The sequence below is a fragment of the Agrococcus sp. KRD186 genome (assembly GCF_017168255.1).
Classification (GTDB): Bacteria; Actinomycetota; Actinomycetes; order Actinomycetales; family Microbacteriaceae; genus Agrococcus.
Map to the genome: position 1 here is coordinate 2257624 of NZ_JABFAP010000001.1, position 22921 is coordinate 2280544.

The following is a 22921-nucleotide window of genomic DNA, read 5'->3' on the forward strand; positions in this document are numbered from 1 at the left end:
GACCCTACGCGCTGCCGTCGCTGGGGCCGCGACCGCGGTGCCTGCGGATGGCCCACGCGATGCAGGCGCCGCCCAGCACGGCGCACCCGGCGGCGAGCACCAGCAGCGCCACCCAGATGTCGAGCGGCGCCGAGCCCGGCACCCGGAGGGCCACCGCATTGATCACCGCCGCGACGGCGAACAGCAGCGCGAGCACGAGCACCGCTGCACCGATGGTGCGCAGCGGCGACCGCGGCGAGGCCGGATCGGGTGCCATGCGGCCATCGTAAGCGCGTCGGACACCGGATGTCACCGGCCTCTGGTGCCATGGAGCCATGGACCCGCTGCTCATCGTCGCCGCCCTCGTCGCCGTACTGCTCGCAGGCATCACCGGCTGCCTGCTGGGCGTGCGCCTCGGCCAGGCCGGCGCGGCGGGCGACGCGGCCGCCGATCGTGCCGCCCTGCAGGCGGCGCAGAGCCGGCTCGACCTCGTGCAGGGCGAGCGCGACCGCGAGCGGGACCTCGCCGAGCGGCGCCATGGCGCGCAGCTCGAGGAGGTGCGCGCCGACGCCCAGCGGCGCATCGCCGACGAGCGCGCCCGCGGCAGGGAGGCGATCGCCGAGCTGCAGGCCGACGCGCAGCGGCGGGCAGACGAGTTCGCGACGCTCTCCTCCGCGGCGCTGGAGCGCAACTCGGCGGTCTTCCTCGAGCAGGCGGAGGAGCGGCTGCGGCGCTCGCAGAGCGAGGGGGCGGCCGAGCTCGCCAAGCGCGAGGCGGCCGTCAAGCAGCTGGTCGAACCGCTGTCGAAGACGCTGGAGGGCGTGCGCGGCGAGGTGACGGCGGCCGAGAAGGCGCGCGCCGAGGCGAACGCGGCGCTCGCCGAGCAGCTGCAAGCGATGCGCTCCTCCTCAGAGCAGCTGACGCTCGAGACGCGGCAGCTCGTCAACGCCCTGCGCGCCCCGCAGGTGCGCGGCCGCTGGGGCGAGCTGCAGCTGCGCCGGGTGGTCGAGGCGGCCGGCATGCTCGAGCACGTCGACTTCAGCGAGCAGGCGCACCACACCACCGACGATGGCGCGCTGCGGCCCGACATGCTCGTGCACCTGGCCGGCGACAAGCAGATCATCGTCGACGCGAAGGTCGCCTTCAACGGCTACCTCGAGGCCATGGAGGCGCGCGACGACGCCACCCGCGACAAGCGGCTGGATGCGCACGCGCGGCACCTGCGCGACCACATCGACCAGCTCGGCTCGAAGGCCTACTGGGAGGCGGTGCCGGGCACGCCGGAGTTCGTGGTGATGTTCATCCCGGCCGAGCCGTTCCTCAACGCCGCGCTCGAGCGCGACCCGAGCCTGTTCGAGCGCGCCTTCGAGCGCAACGTGGTGCTGGCGACGCCGGCGACGCTCGTGGCGCTGCTGCGCACCGTCGGCTACACCTGGCGGCAGGAGCAGCTGGCCGGCGAGGCCATGCAGGTGCTCGAGGTGGGCCGCGAGCTGCACAAGCGGCTCGGCACCATGGGCGGCCACCTCACGAAGCTCGGCAGCAGCCTCAACCGCACGGTCGAGGCCTACAACGCCTTCAACGCATCCCTCGACCGCAACGTCGTCACGCAGGCGCGTCGCTTCTCAAGCCTGCAGGGGCTCGAGCCGTCGCTCGAGCACGCGCCGCCGCTCGAGGTGCTCGCGGTGCCGGCGCAGAAGCCCGACCTGCACGCCGCCGACCCTGACGCGCTCGAGGGTCGTGCAGACGCGCAGATCCGCGGACTGGCGGGCGACGAGACTCGGCATGAGCGCGACTCAGCGATAGCGTGACAGCGTGACAGAGATCCGCACCGCCGCGACCCTGGTGCTGCTGCGCGATGGCGCCGGCGCCATCGAAGTGCTGCTGCTGCAGCGGCCCGACCGCGGCACCTTCGCCGGCGGCTGGGTCTTCCCCGGGGGCAAGGTCGAGTCCGTCGACCGGGTCGAGGGCGTCGCCGCGAGCGACGCCTCCGACGAGGTGGAGAGCACCACCGTGCGGAGCGCCGAAGTCATCGAGGAGGCGACGGCGCGGAACGCCGCAGTGCGAGAGACCGCCGAGGAGACGGGACTGATCGTCGCGCCCGAGGCGCTCGTGCCGCTGTCGCAGTGGTCGCCGCCGCAGGAGCTGGCGGTGCAGTTCCACACCTGGTTCTTCATCGCCGAGGCGAGCGAGGGCGAGATCGTCATGCAGCCCTCCGAGGTCGTCGACCACATCTGGATCCGGCCGGCGGATGCGCTCAAGCGCCACGGCGCCGGAGACCTCCGGCTGTTCCCGCCCACGTGGGTGACCCTCGACACCCTGCTGGCCTACCCGACCGTCGACGCGGCGCTGCACGGCATCGAGCAGCGCGAGCTGCAGCACTACAAGACCCGGCAGGACCCGCAGCGCGGGCTCGCCATGTGGGACGGCGACGAGGCCTATGACGGGGCGCCCGACACCGAGGAGGGGCCGCGCCACCGGCTGCACGTCGGCTCGCTCCCCTGGCGCTTCGAGCACCGCTGAGCGTCGAGCAGCGCTGAACCGCGTCAGGCGGTGACCAGCGGCGCACGCCGCCGCCGCGCCGCCGTCTGCCCGATCGTGATGCCGGCCAGCACGGTCGCGATGCCGAGCCACTGCCAGGGCGCGAGCAGCTCGCCGCCCAGCAGCACCCCGATCACCACGCCCGTCACCGGGTTCAGCAGGCCCAGCAGGCCGACCTGGCCAGCCGTCAGGTGCCGCAGCGCACCGAACCAGCAGACGAACGCGATCGCCGTCGCGACGATCGCGATGTAGGCGTAGCCCAGCACTGCCGTGGCCGTGAGCGCGCTCGGCACCCCCTCGAACGAGAGCGCGAACGGCACCAGGAGCAGCCCGCCGGCGGTCAGCTGCCACGACGACGAGGCGATGGCATCGACCTGCCCGCTCCAGCGCTTCGCGAGCACCGAGCCGAGCGCGTACATCGCCATGCCCGTGACCGAGGCGACGACGCCCCAGCCGTCGATCGCGCCGACCGCGCCAGCCATCAGCAGCACGACCCCCAGCAGCCCCATCACCGCGCCCAGCAGCCGCCGCACCGTCGGCCGCTCGGCGACCAGGCCCGAGGCGATCAGCATCATCGCGATGGGCGACAGGCTCATGAGCATCGCGGCGATCGAGGTCGGCAGCAGCTTCGCGGCCCAGTAGACGAGCACGAAGAACGCGCTGCAGTTGAGCACGCCGAGCAGGGCCGCCCGCCACCACCAGGCGCCGCGCGGCAGCCGCCGCCGCACGGCGAGCAGCAGCAGCCCGGCCGGCAGCGCCCGCAGCGCGGCAGCGGTGAACGGCTCCTCCGCGGGGATCCAGTGCAGCGTGACGAAGTAGACGGAGCCCCACGAGATGGGCGCGATCGCTCCGAGCAGGATCCAGCGCAGCGCGCCGGCGTTCGATCCGGGCAGGGCGCGTGCGCCGACGGGTGTCGTGCGCGATGTTGTTTCCATGGAAACCATTCTAGTTTCCTCTTCAACTAGACTGCAAGCATGCAGCCCGACCTCGTCGCCACCATCGTCGCCCAATGGCGCTCCGAGCGGCCCGACCTCGACCCATCCCCCATCGGCATCATCGGGCGGCTCAGTCGCGTCTCGAACTTCGTCACCGCCGACCTCGTCGCGCTCTATCGGCGGTTCGGCCTGAGTGAGGGCGAGTTCGACATCCTCGCGACACTGCGGCGCGTCGGCGCGCCCTTCGCGCTCTCGCCGTCATCGCTCGTGGGCATCACGATGGTGACGAAGGGCGCCGTCTCCAAGCGGCTCGACTCCCTCGAGGCCAAGTCGCTCGTGGCGCGAGAGCCCGTCGCGCACGACGGCCGCGGTCGCCTCGTGCGGCTGACGGATGCGGGCCTCACCCTGATCGACGAGGCCGTCACCCTGCACCTCGAGAACGAGCACCGCATCCTCGAGGCGCTCCCCGAGGGCGACCGCGCCGAGCTCGAGCGCATCCTCGCCCGCTGGGCGAGGCACTACGAGTCCGCGCCACCAGGCAGCATTCCTTAGACAAGGCAACTATGAGCCTCTCCGATAGCATCGGATCATGGCTCGCACCGACTCCGACACCGACGGACGGGCCATGCTCGACCCAAGGCGACTGGGCGCATCCGCCCGCCTCGTCGAGCAGCCCGGGATGGATGACGCGGAGGTCGAGGAGGTCATCGACCTGTTCGCGGCGCTGCGCCGCTGGCACCGCACCTCGGCGGCGCACAGCGAGGCGAGCCGGCGCTTCATGAAGCTCGGCGAGAACGACATGCGCGCGATCCGCTACGTCATGTCCGTCGGGCGTGAGGGCGTCGTCGTCACCTCGACCATGATCGCCGCGCATCTGGGCATCTCCGGTCCCTCGGTGACGAAGCTGCTCGATCGCCTCGAGCACGCAGGGCACATCCGGCGCGAGCCGCATCCCACCGATCGCCGCGCCCTCTCGATCGTCGTCACCGACACCACCCGCACGACGGCGAGCGCGACCGTGGGCAGCGATCACGCGCGCCGCTTCGCGATCGCCGCATCGATGACGCACGAGGAGCGGCTGGCGGCGACGAAGTTCCTCACCGCGATGGCCGATCTGCCCGTGCTGGACCACGCGGCCGAGTCCGTCGGCGCCGCGCAGCCCTAGCGCGAGCCGGCAGCACGAGCGACGCGAGCGCGCGGCGCGAGCGGTCGCGCGAGCCGGCACTGGCGGCGCGAGCGTGCGCGGCGTCAGCGCGGCGCGCGTACGCGGGCGCCCCGGAGCCGGAGCAGCCGTGCGATCACCGTCGCCGCGCCGATGATGACGCAGGCCGCCGCGGCCGCGACCGCCACCGCGACCGACTCGGGCTGATCGAGCAGGCGGCCGACACCGATCCAGCTCAGCCCCCAAAGCATCGCCAGCGTCGGCGCGATCGTGCCGCGGCCGCGGATGGTGATCGCGACACCGACCGCCGCCACCACCGCCAGCACCGCGGCTGCGGGCAGCTCGAAGTCGACGGGCCGCAGCCCCGCGTCGGCCAGCCAGGCGGCGATGTTCGCGACCGTCGCGACCGAGACCCACCCCAGGTAGAGACCGAAGGTGCCATCGACGACCAGCGTCTCCAGCAGCGAGTCGGCCCTCGAGCGCTGCAGCAGCTCGAAGATCGCCGCGAGCACCGCGAGCAGCAGCACGATCACCACGACCGTGAGCGGCAGCAGGCCGGCCTGGGCGCAGAGGATCCAGGCGGCGTTGAGCACCAGCGACGCCACCGCGAGCCAGCCGATGCGCTGCTGTCGGCGGTCGCGGCGCTGCTTGGGCAGCACCTGCCAGATGGCGTAGGCAGCCAGGCCCAGGTAGATGAGGCTCCAGATCGAGAAGGCCGTGGAGGCGGGCGCCAGCGGCGTGGCATCGGCCGAGAGCGCGCCGCTCGAGGACGCCTGCACCTCCTGCCCGCCGAACGCGCCGGAGCCGAGGGCCGCCATCGCGAGCGTCACGGGCAGCGCGATGAGCACCACCCAGGGCCGGATGCGGTCGGCGGCGGTCATGGTCGTCGGGCGGTCATCGCGCATGGTGGTGCTCGTTCTCTGTCGGGTCGGTCACGGCTCCGCGCTCCCAGTCGGCGATCGGGCCGGGCTCGACGCGGAAGAGCGGATGCGGTTCGGGCTGGTCGGGCAGCGGCAGCTCTGGGCTGCGCGCAGCCAGCTTGGCGCGGAGGTGGTCGAGCTCGAACGCGAGCTGCCCCTCGGTGACGCGGATGCGTCGCACCGGCCCGGCGTGCTCGGTCCCGGTGGTCTGGGCCTCGGAGGGCACGGGGCGCGTGCGGTCGATGCGGGTGCGGTCGAAGCGGTAGCCGCGCGCGTCGGCGGCCGCCGCCACCGCCTCGAGGTAGGTGCCGATCGCCGCGACCGGGTCGGGCTGCGCGCGGAAGCGCGCGAGCTGCGGGTGACGGGTGTAGCCGCGCGTGCGCCCGGCGAGCACGGCCTGCGCCAGCAGCGCCTCGCGCCAGCAGGCGGTCAGGCCCTGCCTGTCGAGCAGCGCGGGGTGCAGCGACCACAGCCTCATGCGGCATCGTCCTCAGCAGCGGCGACGGCGACGATGCGGCTCGCCATCATCTCGAAGATCACGTGGTGCGCGGGCACGAGCGACCACCAGTACAGGCGGCCGGTGAGGCCGCTGGGCAGGAAGACCGCGCGCTGGCGGTAGTGGGCGCCGCCGGTCGGATCGCTCGCCGGCTCGACCGTGAACTCGATCCAGGCGCGGCCCGGCACCTTCATCTCGGCGCGCAGCCGCAGCATCCGGCCGCGCTCGATGCGCTCCACCCGCCACCAGTCGACGGTGTCGCCCTCGCGCAGCGTGCTGGCGTCGCGCCGGCCGCGGCGCAGCCCCACGCCGCCCACGAGCCGGTCGGCGAGGCCGCGGATGCTCCACAGCAGCGGCACCGAGTACCAGCCGCGCTCGCCGCCGATCGCCTCGACCACGCGCCAGACCGCCTCGGGCGCAGCAGCGGTGGTGCGCTCGCGCGCATCTTCGAACACGGTGGAGCCCGACCAGCTGGGATCGCTCGGCAGCGGGTCGGCGGGCGCTCCGGCGGCAGAGGCGGAGCGCCAGCTCGACTCGATGTCGCCGGCGCGCTCGCGCGCGAGCGCGAGCCGCACGGCGCGGCGGTAGCCGGTGAGCCCCTCCGCCGGCGGCGGGATGATCGCGTCGATGCGGCGCTCGGCGACGACGCAGTCGTGCAGCAGCGAGCCGATCAGCGGGATCGCGATCGCCCGCGGCACCGGCGTGACGAGGTTGACCCACTGCGACGCGAGCCAGGGCGTGAGCACCGGCAGCGGCGCGATCGGCCGCTGCGGCAGCCCGGCCTCGACGGCGTAGCCGTTCATGGTCTGGCCGTAGCGCAGCACGTCCGGCCCGCCGATGTCGAAGCTGCCGTGCACGTCGTCGGCGACGGTGGCGGCGGCGACCAGGTAGTGCAGCACGTCGCGCACGGCGATCGGCTGCACGAAGTTGCGCACCCATCGGGGCGCCGGCATGTACGGCAGCACCTCCGTCAGGTGGCGAATCATCTCGAACGACGCCGAGCCGGAGCCGATCACGATGCCCGCCTCCAGCACGATCGTCGGCACGCCCGAGGCCAGCAGCTCCTCGCCGACGGCCACGCGCGAGGCGAGGTGCTTCGAGAGCCGCTCGCCCTCGGGATGCAGGCCCGAGAGGTAGACGATGCGCCGCACGCCCGCCGCTCGCGCGGCGGCCGCCACGTTGCGCGCCTGCGCGAGCTCTGCCGCCGCGAAGTCGCCGCCCGCCGCCATCGCGTGCACGAGGTGGTAGACGACCTCGACCCCCTCGACGGCGTGCGCGACGTCGCCGGGCACCTCCAGATCCCCGCGCACGGCCTCCACCGCATCCGCCCACGACGCGTCGCGGAGCCGGCCGGGGTCGCGCGCGAGCACGCGCACGGTGTGGCCAGCGTCGAGGAGTCGCGGCACGAGGCGCCCGCCGATGTAGCCGGTCGCCCCGGTGACGAGCACCGTCCTGCCGCTCATCGCCACCCCATCGCCCACGCGATGCACAGCAGCGTCACGATGCAGCCGCACACGTAGTTCACCCAGAGGAAGCGCCTCCAGCCGCGGTTCGCCGTTGCGCTGGTCGCGTCGGTCACGCCCCAGAACGGCGCGGCGATCACGAGGTACGGCAGCGCGACGACGGCGCCCAGGGCGGCGGGCCACGGCGTCAGCAGCATCAGCAGGCCGGCCGCCGTCCACAGCGCCATCGCCAGCCGCACCGTCGCGCGGGCGCCGAGCGCCGTGGCGATCGAGGCGATGCCGCCCTCCCGGTCGGGCAGCACGTCCTGCACCGCACCGAAGGCGTGGCTCGCCATGCCCCAGCAGAAGAAGGCCGCCAGCAGCGCGACGAGCGCCGGCGTCCACTCGGCACCCGCGAGCACCAGGCCGTAGACGGCGGGGCTGACGAAGTGGGTGCTGGAGGTGATCGAGTCGAGCACCGGCACCTCCTTCCAGCGCAGCCCCGGCGCCGAGTAGGCGACGACCGCGAACAGGCTCACGGCGAGCACCGCCCACGACGCCGGGCCGCCGAACGCGACGAGCACCGCCACGAAGGGCAGCGCCAGGCCGATCGCCCAGCCCAGGGTCGCGCGGTGGGTCGCGGGCGGCAGCAGCGCGCCCTCGACACCGCCCTTGCGCGGGTTGGCGACATCGGATGCGTAGTCGAAGACGTCGTTGATGCCGTACATCGCGAGGTTGTACGGCACCAGGAAGAACAGCGTGCCGATCACCAGTCGCGCATCGATCTCGCCGCTGGTGAGCAGCATCGCGGCAGCGAACGGGAACGCCGTATTGATCCAGCTCACCGGTCGGGAGGCGAGCAACAGGCGGCGGGCGAGCGGCAGTGCCGTAGTGACCTCAGGCATCCGTCCTCTCCTCCTCGGCGCGATGGCGCGCGGGCAGCAGCCGCCACAGCGCGACGACGACGAGCACGGCGACCAGCGCGTAGCCGAGATCCTCGATCGGCACGAGCCCGATGTGCGGCCCCAGCAGCAGCGCGTCGTCGTAACGGAACAGGTCGAGCGCGATCATGAGCGAGTCGAACGCGAGGGTGAGCGCGAGCAGCGCGGCGGTCGCGACAGCCAGCGCCGCCCAGCCGCGCCGATCCCGGCGCAGGGCGGCAACGGCGCACACTACGGCGGCGACCAGCAGCGGCAGCAGCAGCAGCGCGTAGCTCACGGCGCCTCCCCCTGCTGCGCCGCCGGCACCGCGCGCGCCGAGCGGCCGCGGCGGGCAACGAGCACCCGCTCTGCCCCCGCGAAGGCGACCAGCGAGACGTAGGCGAGGAAGACCAGGAAGGCGAGCTCCTCGATCGGCAGGTGCGGCAGCACCTCGAGCCCCGTCATCCAGGGCGACGCGCCGAGCCGGAAGTTGCCCGTGGCGATCGCCGCAAGGTCGAGCAGCAGCATGACCGTCGCGGTGGCGGCGACCGCGATGAGCGCGCGCCGGGCGTCGTGGAAGAGTGCAAGCCGCCAGCGGGCGTCGATCGTGCCGACGCCGAGCGCCGAGATGGCGATGGCGGCGAGGTAGGCCAGGCTCACGGCGCCGCCTCCACGCGCTCGCCGCCGAGCGGCTGCAGCGGTCCGGACGATCGGTCGCCGCGCACGTGCTTGACGACCAGCTCGGCCGAGATCAGGCACATCGGCACGCCGATGCCTGGCACCGTCGTGGCGCCGGCGAGCAGCAGGTCGCGCACGCCCGAATGCCGGGTGGAGCCCCGCAGGAAGGCGCTCTGCCGCAGCGTGTGGGCCGGGCCGAGCGCGGTGCCGCGCCAGGAGTCGAAGTCGCGCGCGAAGTCGGTGGGGCCGATCGTGCGGCGCGTCACGACCCGGTCGGCCAGGTCGTCGATGCCCGCCCAGGATGCGATCTGCGCGATGGCCCGATCGGCGATCTCCTCGACCGGCGGGCTGCCGCGGCCGTCGAGGCCGCCGCCGCCCAGCCGCAGGTCGGGCGGCACCGGCACCAGCACGAACAGCGCCTCGTGCCCTGCCGGCGCGACCGAGGGGTCGGTGGCGGAGGTGCGGCTGACGTACAGCGATGCGGGATCCGTCACGCCGCGCGAGGCGCGAGCCCCCAGCGGGCCGAAGATGCGCCGGAACCCCTCCTCCCAGTCGCGGGTGAACAGCAGCGTGTGGTGCGCGAGCTGCGGCAGCTCGCCCTCGACGCCCAGCATCACCAGCACGGCGGAGGGCCCGGCGACCCGCTTCGCCCAGCGCCGCCGGGCACGCTCGGCGATCCCGGGCACGTGCGCGAGCAGGCGCGTGTCGGTGGCGTGCGCGTCGGCCGCCGAGACGACCAGATCGGCCGCGATCCGCTCACCGCCGGCGAGCTCGACCCCGCGCGCGGCGCCGTCGTCCACCAGGATGCGCTCGACCCTGGTGCCGGTGCGCACCTCGACGCCGGTGGCGCGCGCGAGCCGCGCCAGCGCATCCACGACCGCGGTGAAGCCGCCCTGCGGGTACCAGACGCCTTCGACGAGGTCGAAGTGGCTCATCAGGTGGTACATCGAGGGCGCCGACTTGGGTTCGGTGCCGAGGAACACCGCGGGGTAGCCGAGCGCCTGCCGCAGCCGCCGGTCGCGGAAGGAGCGGGCGATCCGCGACTCGAGCGACTCGAGCAGCAGCCGGGTCAGCCGCGGCAGCCGGCGGGCGAGGCCGAGGCCGGTGAAGGCGCGCGGCGAGTCGAAGCGGTTCGAGAGCAGCCCGCTCGTCGCCAGCTCGGCGGTCTCGGTCGCCGAGCCGAGGTAGGCGCGCAGCCGCTCGCCCGCACCGGGCTCGATCGCCTCGAAGCGCGCGAGGGTGGTGGCCAGGTCGCCGGAGACCTCCAGCGCCTCGGCCTCCCCCTCATAGAGCACCCGGTACGCCGGATCGAGCCGCACGAGCTCGAGCTCGTCCTCGAGGCTGGAGCCGAGCATGCGGAACGCGTGCTCGTAGGGCTCGCGCATGAGCATCCACGAGGGGCCGGTGTCGAACAGGAAGCCCTCGGAGCGCCAGCTGCCGGCGCGACCGCCGAGCCCCTCTGCCTGCTCGACGAGGGTCACCTGGTGGCCGTCGCGAGCGAGCAGGCCGGCGCTGGCGATGCCGGCGATGCCGCCGCCGATCACGACGATGCGGCTCATCGCACGGGCTCCGCGGTCGCGAGGCGGGCGCGCGGTGCCGCAGCGCGGCTGAGTCCGGCGCCGAGGGCGGCGCGCGCGACGATCGCCGCCTTCTGGGCGTTCGGCACGCTGATGCGGCGCAACGGCAGCTCGGCGGCCGGGGTGTCGCGGATGCGTCGGCCGAGGGCCGCGAAGATGTCGTGCGCAGCGATGACGGCCGGGCGGGCCTCGCGCGGCAGCAGCTCCACGGCGCCGCGCGCGATGCGCAGCTCTCCCTCGAGCCGATCCAGCACGCGGTGCACCGCCTCCTCGCTCGGCCTGGCCGGGTCGATGCCCGGCAGGTAGGCGCGGCCGAGCCCGGTGGCGTCGGCGCCCAGGTCGCGCAGGAAGTTGACGACCTGGAAGGCGCTGCCGAGCGCCCGGGCACCGCGTGCGACGCGCCTGGCCTCGGCGTCGAGCAGCGCCGCGCCGCCGAGGAAGCAGCGCACGCACATGATGCCGATGACCTCGGCCGAGCCGTACACGTAGGCGCGCAGCTCCCGCTCGTCGACGAAGGCGACCGGCTGCAGGTCGCGGCGCATGGCCGCGAAGAACGGGGCGGTCTGGTCGCTCGTGATGCCGACCCGGCGCGCGGTCTCGGCGAAGGCGTGCACGATGAGGTCGGCGCTGAAGCCCGTCGCGAGCGCGCGCTCGACCTCGCCCTCGAGCGCGTCGAGCACCTCGCGGCAGCCGGCGGCGTCGAGCCCCGACTCGGCGCCCGGCCCGTCGACGATCTCGTCGGCGACCCGCACGAGCGCGTACACGGTGCCGATGTCGCCGCGCATCTGCGGCGGCAGCAGCCTGCTCGCCAGCCCGAAGGAGGTCGAGTACGCCGCGATCACCTCGGCGCTCGCGCGCCTGGCGGTGGCCGTGTAGGCCTCCAGGCCCGTCATCGCTCGCGCTCCGCGCAGCGCTCGAGCAGCTCGGCGAGCCCGTCGCGCGCCGACTGCTCGATGGGCGCCCCGGCGATCATCGCGCGCACCGCGTCCACGGCCTCTGCGATGCGCCGCTCGACGGCCTCGAGCGCGCCGCTGCCGCGCATCACCTGGCGCACGCGAGCGGCGGCACCCTCGTCGGCGACCCGGTCGCCGTAGTGTGCCGCGACGCTCTGCCACGCGGGATCACGGCTCGCGAGCGCCGAGAGCAGCGTCGGCGCTCCGGCGCGGATGTCGCTCAAGGCGCTCTTGCCGGTGACGGTCTCGTCGCCGAAGACCCCGAGCACGTCGTCGCGCAGCTGGTAGATGACACCCAGCCGCAGGCCGATGGCGCCCAGTGCCGCGAGCGCCTGCTCGCTCCTGCCGCCGAGCAGCGCGCCGATCTCGAGCGGCGCGCGGAACGAGTAGTCGGCGGTCTTGCCCTCGAGCACGCGCTCGATGACGTCCTCCTCCGGTGCGGTGCCGGCCAGCAGCACGTCGTCGTGCTCGCCCTCGGCGGCATGCACCATCGCGCGCTCGACGACGTCGATGATCCGTGCGCGGACGGGATGCGGCAGCTCGAGCCTCGCGAGCGCGGCGAGCGCCCGCACCAGCAGCGCGTCGCCCGCCACGATGGCCGTCGTCAGCCCGAGCCGGCGCGCCTCGGCGGGCGCGAGCCCCGCGGCCGTCGCGGTCTGCGTGGCGGCGAAGGCGACCGAGGGCCGGCCGCGGCGCTCGTCGTCGCCGTCGATGACGTCGTCGTGCACGAGCAGCGCCGCGTGCAGCAGCTCGATCGCGGCGGCGGCCTCGACGGCCGCGGCGCGGTCAGCGCCCTCTCCGGCCGCCAGCAGCACCAGCCGCGGGCGCAGCAGCTTGCCGCCCGCGACGGCGCCCGCGGCAGCGGCCTGCACCGGGTGGGCGCCGCTGGGCGCCGCGAGCTCGCGGACGCGCCGATCGACCTCATCGAGCAGCGTCGGTGCACCGACGGCGGTCACGAGGCACCCGCCAGCACGGGCAGCTGCTCCGCCTGCAGCACGAGCCAGGGGCTGAACGCCCAGGGCGTGGCGCGGATGCCGGTGAGCAGCGCCTCGGGCTCGACCCACTGCCACTCGGTCACCTCGGCCTCCGCCGGCAGCAGCTCGCCGTCGATCCGGCCGACGAAGACCGGGCAGCGCTCGTGCTCGACGATGCCGGAAGCGTCCACGGCGCGGTACGCGAAGTCGGGCAGCACGAGCTCGAGCTGCCGCACCCCGACGCCGAGCTCCTGCTGCAGCCGGCGGCGGACCGCCGACTCGATCGGCTCGCCGGGGGCGGGATGGCCGCAGCACGCGTTCGTCCAGACCCCCGGCCATGCGGCCTTGGTCAGGGCGCGGCGGGTGACGAGCATCCGCCCCTCGGCATCCAGCAGATGGCAGGAGAACGCCAGATGGAGCGGGGTCGAGTCGGTGTGCACGGTCGCCTTGGGCGCGGTGCCGATCGGCGCGCCCATCGGGTCGAGCAGCACCACGAGCTCCTGCTCGGCGGGGCGGTCGGATGTGGTCATGCGTTGACCCTAGCAAATGATGAGCCTAGGCAACTATAAGTTTGGGAATATAGAATGACGCCATGCCCCAAGCCACACCTCGCCCGCCGGACGCGCGCGCCGTCATCGACGCCCGACGGCACGAGGCCTCGGCGCAGGTGGTGGTGGCGCTGGGGCTCACCGACACGGATGTCGAGGAGATCGTCGACCTCTTCGCCTCGCTGGTGCGCTGGCGCAGCACCTCGGACGCCCAGCGGGATGCCAGCCGCCGCTTCATGCGCCTGGGCGAGAACGACATGCGGGCCATCCGATTCCTGATGACCGCTCGCCACGACGGAGCCGTCGTCACCTCGACGATGCTCGCCGAGCACCTGGGCCTGAAGGGCCCGTCGGTCACGAAGCTGCTCGACCGGCTCGAGCAGGCCGGGCACATCCGGCGCGAAGCGCACCCGAGCGACCGCCGGGCGCTGTCGATCGTCGTCACCGACAGCACCAGCACCACGGCCACCGCCACGGTGGGCGCCGACCACCTGCGCCGCTTCCGGGTCGCAGCCGCCATGTCGAGCGAGGAGCGCCGCACGGTGACGCGATTCCTGTCGACCATCGCCGACCTGCCCGTGCTCGAGCACGGGAGCTGACTCAGAAGGGGGTCGGCCCGTCGGGCGCGAACAGCGCGTCGACCCGATCGCGCGTGTCCTCCTCGGCAGCGGTCTCGGCGGGAGCGGCGGCATCCGGTCGCGCCGCGGGCGCATCGCGCAGGTCGTCGCGGGCGGCGCGCGCCGCGTCGCGCTCGCGCACCTCGTGGATGAAGCGGCGCACGCGCTGGTCGACGATGATGTCGCGCGGCTGCAGAGGTCGCGAGAGGTAGAGGCCCTCGAGCGAGGTCAGCCGCGAGAGCGCGACGTAGGTCTGGCCCGGCGCGAAGGCGCGTGAGCCCAGGTCGATCACCGCCCGGTCGAAGGTCTTGCCCTGCGACTTGTGGATCGTCACCGCCCACGCCAGCCGCAGCGGGAACTGCGTGAACTCGGCCACCACATCCCGCTTGATCTCCTTCGTGGTCGGCGAGTACGAGTAGCGGAACTGCTCCCACACCGCCGGCTCGACCTCGTGCTGCTCGCCGTCCACCTCGACCCAGACGGTGCCGCCGATGTCGACCACCTTGCCGAGCGAGCCGTTCACCCAGCGGCCCTCGGAGTCGTTGCGCAGGAACATCACCTGCGCGCCGAGCTTGAGCTGCAGGTCGACATCCGCCGGGTACTGCCTGCCGCCGAAGTCGCCGGTCACCTCGGCCACCGCCGTCTTCGACTTGCCCGGCAGCCGGGCGAGCTCGCGCGAGTTGATGCGCGTGACGGTGTCGTTGCGGGTCGCGAGCGTCAGCACCTCGTCGTCCGGCGGCGTGCGAGCGCCCGCGTCGTTGAGCAGCTGGGCGATCTCGGCGGTCACCGTGCCATGGCGCACCGCGTTGAGCGCCTGCTTGAACTCCAGGTCGGACTGCCGGTGGATGTGCACCAGCTCGACCACGTCGAGCGGCTCGTCACGCCAGACCCGCGCGTCGAAGAACCACATCGACTCGTAGTGGTCGGCGAAGTAGGCGCGCTCCTCGGCATCGCCCGGCACCGGCGCCAGCTGGTACGGGTCGCCGAACATGACCACCTGCACGCCGCCGAAGGGCGCCGAGCGCACGCCCCGCGCCTGCCGCAGCGAGCGGTCGATGGCATCCATCAGGTCGGCGTTCACCATCGAGATCTCGTCGATGACGAGCAGGTCGAGCTTGCCGAGCATGCGCTTGAGCTCTGCGCTCTGCCGCAGCGGCGCCTCGGCGATCACGCCCAGCGGCAGCTTCAGCAGCGAGTGGATCGTCTGCCCGCCCACGTTGAGCGCCGCGACGCCCGTCGGCGCGCACACGATGATCTGCCGCTTCGAGTGCGAGGTCAGGTGCCGCAGCAGCGTCGACTTGCCCGTGCCGGCGCGGCCGGTGATGAACAGGTGCCGCTCGCCCTGCTCGATGCGCGCATAGATCGCCAGCTGCTCAGGCGTCAGCTCGATCTCCATCCCTCCATCCTCCCGCACCTCGCGAGCGCCGTGCGGGAGCGCGCGCCGGGACTGTGCACGAGGGATGCCGCGTTGCACCTCGGGAGGGCCGCGCCCACCCGGGCAGGCGGCCGGTGTTACCCACCGTGACGACGCATCCGCCCCCGATCGAGCGGATGCGAGAGGATGGTCGGGAAGGAGGGGATGCGACATGTGCCGACTGCTCGCGCACGTCTCCCCCACGCCTGCCACCACGCAGGACGTGATCGGCGACGCCTCGTGCGTCGAATGGCAGCGGCTCGGCCGCCTGCACACCGACGGCTGGGGCACCGCATGGCTCGACGGCGACCAGGTGCGCCGCTACCGCGATGCCGCGCTGGGCCTCGACAACCCCGACCTCACCGACGCGCTCGTCGACACCCCATCGCGCGCGCGGCTGACCCATCTGCGGCTGGCGACCGAGGGGCTCGCGACCCGGGTCGCCAACACGCACCCGTTCCGGGTGGGCGAGATCGTGCTGGCGCAGAACGGTTCGGTGACGCCGATCTCGCGGCTGCGGGCGAAGGTGACGGATGCGGAGCTCGCCCGGGTGGGCGGCGAGACCGACACGGCGATGGTGTTCGCGCTCATCCTGCGCAGGCACGAGGCCGGCGAGCCGCTCTTCGACGCGGTCAGCGCGACCGTGGCGGAGCTGCGCCGGGAGTTCCCGGCCGCGGCGCTCAACCTGCTGGTGCTCTCGCCGAACGAGCTGATCGCGACGCACGCCAACGAGGGCGCGCCCGTCCCCCACGACCTGTTCGAGGAGTCGGGGCTCGGCGACGACCTGCCGGCCGACCACGCCGACCACTACTACCAGCTGTCGTGGCGGCGCTCGGAGGATGGCGCGATCGCCGTCACCTCGAGCGGCCTGACCGGCGCCGGCTGGAACCGCATGGCGCCCGAGACCGCCGTGCGCATCGATCTTGAGACGCTCGAGGTCTCGCGCCGCGAGCTGCACGAGCACGCGGCGCAGCCGGTGGCCTGACCCCGCTCGACCGGCAACGGTTGCCGTCCCGGTGCGCGCGGGCGCGCACGGCGTGCCAGGCTGGCCGGCATGGTCGATCACGTCGCGCTGCTGCAGGACGGACTCGTGCTGGTCGGCGACCACGCGGCGCTGCCGTCGTTCGAGGCCGCTGGCGATCTCGAGCTCGCGCAGGCGCTGGCGCTGGTGGGCGCCGAGATCCCGCTCGCGCCCACGGTGCGGCTGCCCGACGGCTCCCGGGTGCACGTCGTCGGCACGCGCGACGGTGCGGAGCGGGCGGATGCGCGCGGCGCGTTCGTCGCGCCGGCCACGCTGGCAGACGGCGCAGTCGCCGCCGCGCTCGCGCAGGCCGTCGCCGAGCTCGCCCCCGCGCGCACGCCCGCCGGCCGCCCCGACTGGTACCGGCCGGGCTGGTACGAGGCGATCGAGGCGTGGATCGACGGCGCGCTGCTGCCGAGCGGCCGGCGGCGCACAGGACCGATCGAGCCGGTGAAGGCGTGGAGCGTCTCGGCGGTCGCGCGCGTGCCCGTCGAGGGCGGCGCGGTGTGGGTGAAGCAGCCCTGCGCGCACTTCCACGCGGAGGCGAGGATCCATCGCGCGGTCGCCGTGCTCGTGCCGGAGCTGGTGCCGCAGCTCATCGCCACCGAGGTCGACCGCGGCTGGCTGCTGATGGAGCCGATGGCCGGGGTCGAGGAGGCGCAGCATGCCGCCGGCGCCGCGCTGCAGGTCGCCGGGCGCTGGGCCGAGGCGCAGATCGCGGCGGTCGACCAGGTGCCGGCGCTGCTGGCGGCAGGCCTGGCGCACCGCGGGCTGACGGAGACGCTGATCGCCTTCCATTCGCTGCTCGAGCACGGCAGCGAGCTCGCGCTGCTCGATGCCGAGGAGCTCGAGACGATCCGCGCCAGCGCCGACCGCGCCGCCGAGCTGGTGCAGGAGCTCTGGCAGGCGGGCATTCCCGACACCCTCGTCCACGGCGACCTGCACCTCGACAACGTCGCCTGGGACGGCGAGACGCTGCGCCTGTTCGACTGGACCGACGGCTGCGTCAGCCACCCGTTCCTCGACATCGCGCACCTCACGCGCTTCATGGGCGTGAGCGACGAGACGGCGGCCATCGAGGCCGCCTATGCGTCCCGCTGGCGGGCTGCATTCCCGGAGGCCGACACCGGCCGGGCGCTCGAGCTCGCGCCGCTGGCCGACCTCGTCTTCCAGGTGGTCACGTTCGACGCGATCGTACGGGCGACCGAGCCGGTCTCCGCCTGGGAGCTCGGCGGCGTCGTGGCGAAGAAGCTGCGGCAGCTGCCCACGATGGTCGCAGCGCTCAGCTGACGTGCCCGGCGTCTCGCGGTGCGCCGCTGCGATCGGCATTGCACCGATCACGGGTAGAGTTCTACCCTCTTATGCTCCACCACGGTAGACTGGATGCATGAGCCTGAACATCAAGAATGAGGGCGTCCACGAACTTGTCCGCGAACTCGCGGCGCTCACCGGGGCCACGCAGACCGGTGCGGTCGAGGAAGCCGTGCGGCGGCGGCTGCTGGAGCTGCGTGCAGGGCCGAGCGGACGAGCCGCTCGGCCCACGCCGAAGTACTCCCCGCAGGAGATCCAGCGCCGCATCGCCGCGATGGAGCGCAGCTCCGCAGAGTTCCGGTCGCTGACGACCGCAGCGCAGCGCACAGCGATGATCGAGCATGGCGACTGGCTCTACGACGAGGCCGGGCTCCCGAAGTGATCATCGACACGTCCGCGCTGATCGCGGTGCTGGCGGACGAGCCCGAGGCTGACGGCATCCGCAAGCTGCTCGCGGCGTACGGGGGCCGCATCTCTGCCGCAACGCTCGTCGAGGCCCGCATGGTGGCCTACGGCAGAGCCGGAGCGGAAGCGATGCGGCGGCTCGATCAGTTCGTGCGCCGATACGGTCTGGAGACCGTGCCGTTCGATGCCGAGCAGGCTGACGCCGCCGCCGACGCCTTCATCGCCTACGGGCGAGGGTCGGGGCACCCGGCGCGACTCAACTACGGCGACACCTTCAGCTATGCCCTGTCGCATGTCACCGACGAGCCCCTGCTGTTCGTCGGCGACGACTTCCGTCGCACCGATCTCCGCTCGGCGCTGGAGGAGTACGCGTAGCGGCGGCCTCGCGGTGATGCCGCCCGCGAGCGGCGCGGTCGGCTACCGGCGGCCGAAGACGGCCAGCGCGATGCCGCCGACGATGAGCACGGCGACGCCTGCCGCCGCGGCGATCCACGGCGTCGGGTCCTCGTTGTAGGAGTCCTGCGCCTTGCCGACGGCCCGGTTCGTGACCTTCTTGGGGTTCACGCGATCCTCGAGCTCGTTGAGGTGCTGGCGCAGCTCCTCGCGCTTGCGGTCGACGTCTCGCTGCTCGGTCATCGCTGCACTCCGTTCGGGTCGACGCGGTTCGCGTCGAAGGCGTTCCTGTCGATGTCGTCGAGCGGGTCGGTGCCGTCGGCGGCATGGCCGAGGCCGCGCACCATGTTGACGTCGTCCTTGATGCTGTCGACCGACTGCAGGTTGTTGAAGTCCTTGTTCTTCTTGATCGCCGAGAGCCCGACGAGCACCAGGATCAGGATGATCAGCAGCAGCAGCGCCGAGACCAGCAGCGCCGACAGCCACGGCACGAAGACCACGTTGAGGCCCTCGTAGCCGGCGTAGAGCAGCCAGCTGATCAGGAAGATGGCGAGCACACCGGCGACGGCGAGCAGCGCGCCACCGATGCCGAGGCCCTTCGCCTTGCCGGAGACCTCCGACTTCAGGTTGTCGATCTCCGCCTTGACGAGGTCGGTGAGCAGCTTCGGCGTCTCGGAGATGAGGTCGCCCAGCGACTTGCGGTTCGGCATCAGAGGTCCTCGGGTCGCGCGACCTCAGAGCCGTGATCGCCGCGGCGCGAGCCCTTGCGCTTGGTGACCTTCTCGAACGCGTCGCCGGCGGCATCCGTCGCCGACTCGACGAGCTTGGGGCCCTTGGTCTCGACGAAGTGCTGCACCTCGTGCCGTTGCTTCGCGACCGCGGGCGAGTTCCACATCTTGTCGACCGCGCTCGCGATCTGCTCGTAGCGCTGACGGCCGGCCTTGGCTCCGAGCACGTAGCCCGCGCCGAGTCCGACCACGAAGAGGATCCTGCCGCGCATGTTCGCTCCTGCCGTTGGGGTTGCCAGCGGTGCTGGCCGGTCGTGCCACAACGATACCCACGACCGACAGGGACGCGCTCTCAGGTTGTGGGGCTCCCACAGCCGAGGGCCGCGATCTGACCGTCGCTCGATCGGCCGTCGGTCACCAGATCGTGACGCGCGCCTCAGGGTCGAGCCAGAGCTCGTCGCCGGGCTGGACGCCGAAGGCCTCGACGAACGCGTCGAGGTTCTTCACCACCTGGTTCGTGCGGTGCTCGTTCGGCGAGTGCGGGTCGATCGACACGAGCCGCACCGCCTCCTCGGGGCGGATCTTCAGCTGCCAGGCGTAGGCCCACGACAGGAAGAAGCGCTGCGCACCGGTCAGCCCGTCGATGACGGGCGGCTCCTGGCCGCCGAGCGAGTGCAGGTAGGCGCGCCAGGCGATGCCGAGGCCGCCCAGGTCGCCGATGTTCTCGCCGATCGTGAGGGCGCCGTTGACCTTGTGGCCCGGCGCGGCGACGGGCTCGAGCGCGTCGTACTGCGCGATGAGCGAGCTCGTGCGCTCCTCGAATGCCTTGCGGTCCGCATCCGTCCACCAGTCGAGCAACCGGCCGTCGCCGTCGAACTTGGAGCCCTGGTCGTCGAAGCCGTGCCCGATCTCGTGCCCGATGACGGCACCGATCGCACCGAAGTTCGACGCCGCATCCCGCTCGACGTCGAAGAACGGCGGCTGCAGGATGGCGGCGGGGAAGACGATCTCGTTGAAGCCGGGGTTGTAGTACGCGTTGACCGTCTGCGGGTTCATGAACCACTCGTCGCGGTCGATCGGCTTGCCGATCTTCGCCAGCTCGCGGTCGTGCTCGAAGCGCGTCGCGGCCTGCACGTTGGCGACCAGGTCGTCGCCGATCTCGAGCGAGGCGTAGTCCTTCCACTTGACCGGGTAGCCGATCTTGGGCGTGAACTTGCCGAGCTTGTCGTGCGCGCGCGCCTTGGTCTCGTCGCCCATCCAGTCGAGCTGCTCGATCGAGGCCCGGTACGCCTCGACGAGGTGCTCGATCAGGTCGTCCATGGCCGCCTTGGCATCCGGCGGGAAGTGCCGCTCGACGTAGATCTTGCCGATCGCGTCGCCCAGCATGCCCTCGACCAGCGAGACACCGCGCTTCCAGCGCTCGCGCTGCTCGGGGGCGCCGGTGAGCACGGTGCCATAGAAGGCGAACTGCTCGCGCGAGATCTCGGTGGTGAGGTAGCTGGCGTGGGCGCGCAGGATGCCCATGCGCAGCCACGACTTCCATTCGTCGAGGCGCTCCTCGACGAGCAGCGCGGCGAGGCCAGTGAAGAAGCTCGGCTGCCGCACGACAGCCTCGTCGTAAGTGCCCTCGGGCGCGTGGATCGCGCGCAGCCACGGCTGCAGGCGCGGGTGCTCGTCGGCGGGGCGCTGCAGGTTGTAGGTCTTCTCGTCGTCGCGGGTGGCGACGTTGTCCCAGTGGTGGCCGGCGAGCTCGGTCTCGAGCGCGAAGACGACCGCGGCCTCCGACTCGGCGTTCGGCACGCCCAGGTGGTCGAACATGGTCTGCAGGTGCGCCAGGTAGGCGGTGCGCACGTCGGCGAAGGCGTCCTCGCGGTAGTACGACTCGTCGGGCAGGCCGAGCCCGCCCTGGTTCAGGTGCAGCAGGTAGCGGCTCGGGTCGCCCGGGTCGGTGTCGACCCACTGGCCGGCGAACGAGGGGCCGCCGATCGACTCGAGCTCGCCCATGAGCGCCAGCAGCCCGTCGACGTCGGTGACCCGGTCGACGCGGCCGAGCAGCTCGCGGATCGGCTCGATGCCCTTGGCGTCGGCCGCCTCCTCGTCGACGAAGGATGCGTAGAGGTCGCCGACCTTGCGGGCGTCGGTGCCAGGCTCGGCGTCCTGCATCTCGATGATGATCTCGCGCACGGCCTCCTCGGCGGCCTCGGCGAGCACCGCGAACGATCCCCAGCGCGCCTTGTCGGCGGGGATCTCGGTGCGCGCGAGCCAGTTCGAGTGCACGTGCTGGAAGAGGTCGTCCTGCGGGCGGATCTCGGCATTGAAGTCGTCCACGGGCAGGCCGGAGGGCAGCGTCGTCATGCGCACCAGCCTACGGGCGCTGGCGCGGCCGATCTCAACGTGCGAGGTGGTAGCTCGGCGCAGGGGGTGCGGCGAAGCACCACCTCGCACGTTGAGCACGATGCGTCGGTAGCGTGGGGCGGTGCGAGTGCGACCGGATGCGCGGGATCGGGAGATCCTGCGGCTCGCCGTCCCCGCGCTCGGCGCGCTGATCGCCGAGCCCGCGTTCCTGCTCGTCGACACGGCCATGGTCGGGCACCTGGGCGCCGAGGAGCTCGCGGGCGTCGGCATCGGTGTCGCCGTGCTCTCCACCGCCGTCGGCCTGCTGATCTTCCTCGCCTACGGCACCACCCCGGCGGTCGCCCGGCTGCTCGGCGCGGGCGACCGCCCGGCAGCGATCCGGGCCGGCATCGACGGCATCTGGCTGGCGATCGTCGCCGGGGTGGTGCTCGTGCTGGCCACCCCGCTCGCGCATCCGATCGTCGCGGTCTTCGGCGCCGCATCCGCCGTCACCGAGCACGCGGCGGTCTACCTGGGCATCTCGATCCTGGGGCTGCCGGCGATGCTCATCGTGCTCGCCGCCACCGGGCTGATGCGCGGGCTGCAGGACACCAGGACGCCGCTCGTGGTCGCCACCGTCGGCTTCGGCGCGAACGCGGCGCTCAATGCTGTGCTCATCTACGGTGTCGGCCTGGGCGTCGCGGGCTCGGCGCTCGGCACCGTGATCGCGCAGTGGGGCATGGCGGCGTTCTTCCTGTGGTTCGCGGTGCGCGAGGCGCGTCGCGCGGGTGTGCCGCTGGCGATCCACTGGGGCGACCTGGGCCGCACGGCCTCGACGGGCGGCTGGCTCTTCGTGCGCACGCTCTCGCTGCGCATCGCGCTGCTGGCGACCACCGCGGTCGCGACCCAGGCCGGCACCACGACGCTCGCCTCGACGCAGATCGCCTTCACGCTCTTCTCCACCCTCGCCTTCGCGCTCGACGCGCTCGCGATCGCCGGGCAGGCGATGCTGGGCAAGTCGCTCGGATCGGGCGACGTCTCCGAGGCGCGCGCCGTGACACGGCGGCTGCAGCTGTGGGGCGTGGGGTTCGGATGCGTCGTCGGGGCCCTGCTGCTGTCGGTCGCGTGGGTGCTCGGCGGGGTCTTCACCGCCGACGCGGGCGTGCTCGAGGCGCTGCCGATCGCGCTCGTGCTGCTCGCGCTCGCGCAGCCGATCGCCGGCTACGTGTTCGTGCTCGACGGGGTGCTGATCGGCGCCGGCGACGTGCGCTACCTGGCGTGGACGGGCGTCGTGAACCTCGCCGTCTACCTGCCGCTGCTGCTGCTCGCGCTGCTGCCCGGCTGGGATGCGCTGGCGGTCATGTGGGGCGCCTTCTCGTTCGGCTACCTGGGCGCCCGGGCGATCACGCTCGGGCTGCGCGCCCGCAGCGACGCGTGGATGCGCATCGGGCGGCACTGAGCGGGGCAGCCGCGCCCGATTCTCCGGTACCAAGTGGTCGCCTGCACAGCCGCGAAGCGACGAATTCGTACCGGAAGTTCCGAGAGGTCGCGGATGCGAGCGAGGGGCGGGCGAGGG

The 22921-nt window shown here is 73.0% G+C and carries 27 protein-coding genes; 10 read left to right on the top strand and 17 right to left on the bottom strand.

Annotated features, from left to right (window positions below):
- Nucleotides 1-4: 4 nt before the first annotated feature.
- Nucleotides 5-256 carry a hypothetical protein gene (locus J1M46_RS11050; RefSeq protein WP_206447849.1) on the bottom strand — a complete coding sequence of 84 codons (252 nt, stop codon included), beginning with the start codon at nucleotides 254-256 and terminating at the stop codon, nucleotides 5-7.
- 58 nt (nucleotides 257-314) lie between these two features.
- On the opposite strand from J1M46_RS11050, the gene rmuC reads away from it, so the two are divergent.
- Together rmuC and J1M46_RS11060 are read left to right on the top strand one after the other, a co-directional pair.
- The gene (gene rmuC, locus J1M46_RS11055; protein WP_206447850.1) at nucleotides 315-1787 is read left to right on the top strand and encodes a DNA recombination protein RmuC; all 1473 of its coding nucleotides are present in this window, start codon (nucleotides 315-317) and stop codon (nucleotides 1785-1787) included.
- A gap of 4 nt (nucleotides 1788-1791) precedes the next feature.
- Nucleotides 1792-2499: an NUDIX domain-containing protein gene (locus tag J1M46_RS11060; protein WP_206447851.1), complete on the top strand. Its 708-nt coding sequence runs from the start codon at nucleotides 1792-1794 to the stop codon at nucleotides 2497-2499.
- A 23-nt stretch (nucleotides 2500-2522) separates the two neighbouring features.
- Here the strand turns inward: J1M46_RS11060 and J1M46_RS11065 are convergent, their stop codons facing one another.
- Complete coding sequence (locus J1M46_RS11065; RefSeq protein WP_206447852.1) at nucleotides 2523-3452, bottom strand: EamA family transporter; 930 nt, start codon at nucleotides 3450-3452, stop codon at nucleotides 2523-2525.
- Between the two features lie 39 nt (nucleotides 3453-3491).
- Here J1M46_RS11065 and J1M46_RS11070 point away from each other — a divergent pair, with 39 nt between their 5' ends.
- Together J1M46_RS11070 and J1M46_RS15660 are read left to right on the top strand one after the other, a co-directional pair.
- Nucleotides 3492-4004 carry a MarR family winged helix-turn-helix transcriptional regulator gene (locus J1M46_RS11070; RefSeq protein WP_206447853.1) on the top strand — a complete coding sequence of 171 codons (513 nt, stop codon included), beginning with the start codon at nucleotides 3492-3494 and terminating at the stop codon, nucleotides 4002-4004.
- A gap of 37 nt (nucleotides 4005-4041) precedes the next feature.
- Nucleotides 4042-4617, top strand: a complete 576-nt coding sequence (locus J1M46_RS15660) for a MarR family winged helix-turn-helix transcriptional regulator (protein WP_274606927.1) — start codon at nucleotides 4042-4044, stop codon at nucleotides 4615-4617.
- Between the two features lie 83 nt (nucleotides 4618-4700).
- Here the strand turns inward: J1M46_RS15660 and J1M46_RS11080 are convergent, their stop codons facing one another.
- Genes J1M46_RS11080 through idi form a run of 10 tightly spaced genes read right to left on the bottom strand, consistent with a single transcriptional unit; the run spans nucleotide 4701 to nucleotide 13104 of the window.
- Entirely contained in the window at nucleotides 4701-5519 is an 819-nt protein-coding gene (locus J1M46_RS11080) for a tryptophan-rich sensory protein (protein ID WP_241249098.1), read from the bottom strand.
- The gene (locus J1M46_RS11085; RefSeq protein WP_206447854.1) at nucleotides 5509-6012 is read right to left on the bottom strand and encodes a pyrimidine dimer DNA glycosylase/endonuclease V; all 504 of its coding nucleotides are present in this window, start codon (nucleotides 6010-6012) and stop codon (nucleotides 5509-5511) included. The genes J1M46_RS11080 and J1M46_RS11085 overlap by 11 nt, the downstream gene beginning before the upstream one ends.
- Nucleotides 6009-7493 (bottom strand): SDR family oxidoreductase, encoded by a 1485-nt coding sequence (locus J1M46_RS11090; protein ID WP_206447855.1) that lies wholly within the window; start codon nucleotides 7491-7493, stop codon nucleotides 6009-6011. The genes J1M46_RS11085 and J1M46_RS11090 overlap by 4 nt, the downstream gene beginning before the upstream one ends.
- Entirely contained in the window at nucleotides 7490-8377 is an 888-nt protein-coding gene (locus tag J1M46_RS11095) for a prenyltransferase (RefSeq protein ID WP_206447856.1), read from the bottom strand. Before J1M46_RS11095 ends, J1M46_RS11090 begins: the two co-directional genes overlap by 4 nt.
- A complete protein-coding gene (locus J1M46_RS11100) occupies nucleotides 8370-8690 on the bottom strand; it encodes a lycopene cyclase domain-containing protein (protein WP_206447857.1) in 321 nt (106 codons plus the stop codon). The genes J1M46_RS11095 and J1M46_RS11100 overlap by 8 nt, the downstream gene beginning before the upstream one ends.
- Nucleotides 8687-9052: a lycopene cyclase domain-containing protein gene (locus tag J1M46_RS11105; protein ID WP_206447858.1), complete on the bottom strand. Its 366-nt coding sequence runs from the start codon at nucleotides 9050-9052 to the stop codon at nucleotides 8687-8689. The genes J1M46_RS11100 and J1M46_RS11105 overlap by 4 nt, the downstream gene beginning before the upstream one ends.
- Nucleotides 9049-10629 carry a phytoene desaturase family protein gene (crtI, locus tag J1M46_RS11110; protein ID WP_206447859.1) on the bottom strand — a complete coding sequence of 527 codons (1581 nt, stop codon included), beginning with the start codon at nucleotides 10627-10629 and terminating at the stop codon, nucleotides 9049-9051. The genes J1M46_RS11105 and crtI overlap by 4 nt, the downstream gene beginning before the upstream one ends.
- Nucleotides 10626-11540, bottom strand: a complete 915-nt coding sequence (locus tag J1M46_RS11115) for a phytoene/squalene synthase family protein (RefSeq protein ID WP_206447860.1) — start codon at nucleotides 11538-11540, stop codon at nucleotides 10626-10628. The genes crtI and J1M46_RS11115 overlap by 4 nt, the downstream gene beginning before the upstream one ends.
- Nucleotides 11537-12556, bottom strand: a complete 1020-nt coding sequence (locus J1M46_RS11120) for a polyprenyl synthetase family protein (protein WP_206447861.1) — start codon at nucleotides 12554-12556, stop codon at nucleotides 11537-11539. Before J1M46_RS11120 ends, J1M46_RS11115 begins: the two co-directional genes overlap by 4 nt.
- Nucleotides 12553-13104, bottom strand: a complete 552-nt coding sequence (gene idi, locus J1M46_RS11125; protein ID WP_206447862.1) for an isopentenyl-diphosphate Delta-isomerase — start codon at nucleotides 13102-13104, stop codon at nucleotides 12553-12555. Before idi ends, J1M46_RS11120 begins: the two co-directional genes overlap by 4 nt.
- Nucleotides 13105-13166: 62 nt before the next feature.
- Here idi and J1M46_RS15665 point away from each other — a divergent pair, with 62 nt between their 5' ends.
- The gene (locus J1M46_RS15665) at nucleotides 13167-13721 is read left to right on the top strand and encodes a MarR family winged helix-turn-helix transcriptional regulator (protein ID WP_274606928.1); all 555 of its coding nucleotides are present in this window, start codon (nucleotides 13167-13169) and stop codon (nucleotides 13719-13721) included.
- 1 nt (nucleotide 13722) lies between these two features.
- Here the strand turns inward: J1M46_RS15665 and J1M46_RS11135 are convergent, their stop codons facing one another.
- Nucleotides 13723-15135, bottom strand: coding sequence for an ATP-dependent DNA helicase (locus J1M46_RS11135; protein ID WP_206447863.1), 1413 nt, complete (start codon nucleotides 15133-15135; stop codon nucleotides 13723-13725).
- Nucleotides 15136-15325: 190 nt separating this feature from the next.
- On the opposite strand from J1M46_RS11135, the gene J1M46_RS11140 reads away from it, so the two are divergent.
- From J1M46_RS11140 to J1M46_RS11155, 4 genes are all read left to right on the top strand, one after another.
- Nucleotides 15326-16138 (top strand): class II glutamine amidotransferase, encoded by an 813-nt coding sequence (locus tag J1M46_RS11140; protein ID WP_206447864.1) that lies wholly within the window; start codon nucleotides 15326-15328, stop codon nucleotides 16136-16138.
- Between the two features lie 69 nt (nucleotides 16139-16207).
- On the top strand, nucleotides 16208-17464 hold the full coding sequence (locus tag J1M46_RS11145) for a phosphotransferase family protein (protein ID WP_206447865.1): 1257 nt from the start codon (nucleotides 16208-16210) through the stop codon (nucleotides 17462-17464).
- A 97-nt stretch (nucleotides 17465-17561) separates the two neighbouring features.
- A complete protein-coding gene (locus tag J1M46_RS11150) occupies nucleotides 17562-17867 on the top strand; it encodes a type II toxin-antitoxin system VapB family antitoxin (RefSeq protein WP_206447866.1) in 306 nt (101 codons plus the stop codon).
- Nucleotides 17864-18265 carry a PIN domain-containing protein gene (locus tag J1M46_RS11155; protein ID WP_206447867.1) on the top strand — a complete coding sequence of 134 codons (402 nt, stop codon included), beginning with the start codon at nucleotides 17864-17866 and terminating at the stop codon, nucleotides 18263-18265. The genes J1M46_RS11150 and J1M46_RS11155 overlap by 4 nt, the downstream gene beginning before the upstream one ends.
- Before the next feature lie 42 nt (nucleotides 18266-18307).
- Here J1M46_RS11155 and J1M46_RS11160 read toward each other — a convergent pair whose 3' ends face one another.
- The 4 genes from J1M46_RS11160 to J1M46_RS11175 all read right to left on the bottom strand — a co-directional run bounded on the left by J1M46_RS11160 (nucleotide 18308) and on the right by J1M46_RS11175 (nucleotide 21366).
- Nucleotides 18308-18526 (bottom strand): DUF3618 domain-containing protein, encoded by a 219-nt coding sequence (locus J1M46_RS11160; RefSeq protein WP_092917064.1) that lies wholly within the window; start codon nucleotides 18524-18526, stop codon nucleotides 18308-18310.
- Entirely contained in the window at nucleotides 18523-18993 is a 471-nt protein-coding gene (locus J1M46_RS11165) for a phage holin family protein (RefSeq protein WP_206447868.1), read from the bottom strand. Before J1M46_RS11165 ends, J1M46_RS11160 begins: the two co-directional genes overlap by 4 nt.
- Nucleotides 18993-19283 (bottom strand): hypothetical protein, encoded by a 291-nt coding sequence (locus J1M46_RS11170; RefSeq protein WP_206447869.1) that lies wholly within the window; start codon nucleotides 19281-19283, stop codon nucleotides 18993-18995. The genes J1M46_RS11165 and J1M46_RS11170 overlap by 1 nt, the downstream gene beginning before the upstream one ends.
- 142 nt (nucleotides 19284-19425) lie before the next feature.
- Nucleotides 19426-21366, bottom strand: coding sequence for a M13 family metallopeptidase (locus J1M46_RS11175; protein ID WP_206447870.1), 1941 nt, complete (start codon nucleotides 21364-21366; stop codon nucleotides 19426-19428).
- Nucleotides 21367-21487: 121 nt separating this feature from the next.
- On the opposite strand from J1M46_RS11175, the gene J1M46_RS11180 reads away from it, so the two are divergent.
- Nucleotides 21488-22804, top strand: coding sequence for an MATE family efflux transporter (locus tag J1M46_RS11180; RefSeq protein WP_206447871.1), 1317 nt, complete (start codon nucleotides 21488-21490; stop codon nucleotides 22802-22804).
- The last annotated feature ends 117 nt before the right edge of the window (nucleotides 22805-22921 follow it).

What these genes read in the sequence shown, in the direction of transcription:
- J1M46_RS11160 (WP_092917064.1), bottom strand. Translation starts at nt 18,526, where the DNA reads ATGACCGAGCAGCGAGACGTCGACCGCAAGCGCGAGGAGCTGCGCCAG.
- J1M46_RS11080 (WP_241249098.1), bottom strand. Translation starts at nt 5,519, where the DNA reads ATGCGCGATGACCGCCCGACGACCATGACCGCCGCCGACCGCATCCGG.
- J1M46_RS15665 (WP_274606928.1), top strand. Translation starts at nt 13,167, where the DNA reads ATGCCCCAAGCCACACCTCGCCCGCCGGACGCGCGCGCCGTCATCGAC.
- J1M46_RS11090 (WP_206447855.1), bottom strand. Translation starts at nt 7,493, where the DNA reads ATGAGCGGCAGGACGGTGCTCGTCACCGGGGCGACCGGCTACATCGGC.
- J1M46_RS11170 (WP_206447869.1), bottom strand. Translation starts at nt 19,283, where the DNA reads ATGCGCGGCAGGATCCTCTTCGTGGTCGGACTCGGCGCGGGCTACGTG.
- J1M46_RS15660 (WP_274606927.1), top strand. Translation starts at nt 4,042, where the DNA reads ATGGCTCGCACCGACTCCGACACCGACGGACGGGCCATGCTCGACCCA.
- crtI (WP_206447859.1), bottom strand. Translation starts at nt 10,629, where the DNA reads ATGAGCCGCATCGTCGTGATCGGCGGCGGCATCGCCGGCATCGCCAGC.
- J1M46_RS11145 (WP_206447865.1), top strand. Translation starts at nt 16,208, where the DNA reads ATGGTCGATCACGTCGCGCTGCTGCAGGACGGACTCGTGCTGGTCGGC.
- J1M46_RS11140 (WP_206447864.1), top strand. Translation starts at nt 15,326, where the DNA reads ATGTGCCGACTGCTCGCGCACGTCTCCCCCACGCCTGCCACCACGCAG.
- J1M46_RS11150 (WP_206447866.1), top strand. Translation starts at nt 17,562, where the DNA reads ATGAGCCTGAACATCAAGAATGAGGGCGTCCACGAACTTGTCCGCGAA.
- J1M46_RS11050 (WP_206447849.1), bottom strand. Translation starts at nt 256, where the DNA reads ATGGCACCCGATCCGGCCTCGCCGCGGTCGCCGCTGCGCACCATCGGT.
- rmuC (WP_206447850.1), top strand. Translation starts at nt 315, where the DNA reads ATGGACCCGCTGCTCATCGTCGCCGCCCTCGTCGCCGTACTGCTCGCA.
- J1M46_RS11115 (WP_206447860.1), bottom strand. Translation starts at nt 11,540, where the DNA reads ATGACGGGCCTGGAGGCCTACACGGCCACCGCCAGGCGCGCGAGCGCC.
- J1M46_RS11135 (WP_206447863.1), bottom strand. Translation starts at nt 15,135, where the DNA reads ATGGAGATCGAGCTGACGCCTGAGCAGCTGGCGATCTATGCGCGCATC.
- J1M46_RS11095 (WP_206447856.1), bottom strand. Translation starts at nt 8,377, where the DNA reads ATGCCTGAGGTCACTACGGCACTGCCGCTCGCCCGCCGCCTGTTGCTC.
- J1M46_RS11065 (WP_206447852.1), bottom strand. Translation starts at nt 3,452, where the DNA reads ATGGAAACAACATCGCGCACGACACCCGTCGGCGCACGCGCCCTGCCC.
- idi (WP_206447862.1), bottom strand. Translation starts at nt 13,104, where the DNA reads ATGACCACATCCGACCGCCCCGCCGAGCAGGAGCTCGTGGTGCTGCTC.
- J1M46_RS11165 (WP_206447868.1), bottom strand. Translation starts at nt 18,993, where the DNA reads ATGCCGAACCGCAAGTCGCTGGGCGACCTCATCTCCGAGACGCCGAAG.
- J1M46_RS11070 (WP_206447853.1), top strand. Translation starts at nt 3,492, where the DNA reads ATGCAGCCCGACCTCGTCGCCACCATCGTCGCCCAATGGCGCTCCGAG.
- J1M46_RS11175 (WP_206447870.1), bottom strand. Translation starts at nt 21,366, where the DNA reads ATGACGACGCTGCCCTCCGGCCTGCCCGTGGACGACTTCAATGCCGAG.
- J1M46_RS11085 (WP_206447854.1), bottom strand. Translation starts at nt 6,012, where the DNA reads ATGAGGCTGTGGTCGCTGCACCCCGCGCTGCTCGACAGGCAGGGCCTG.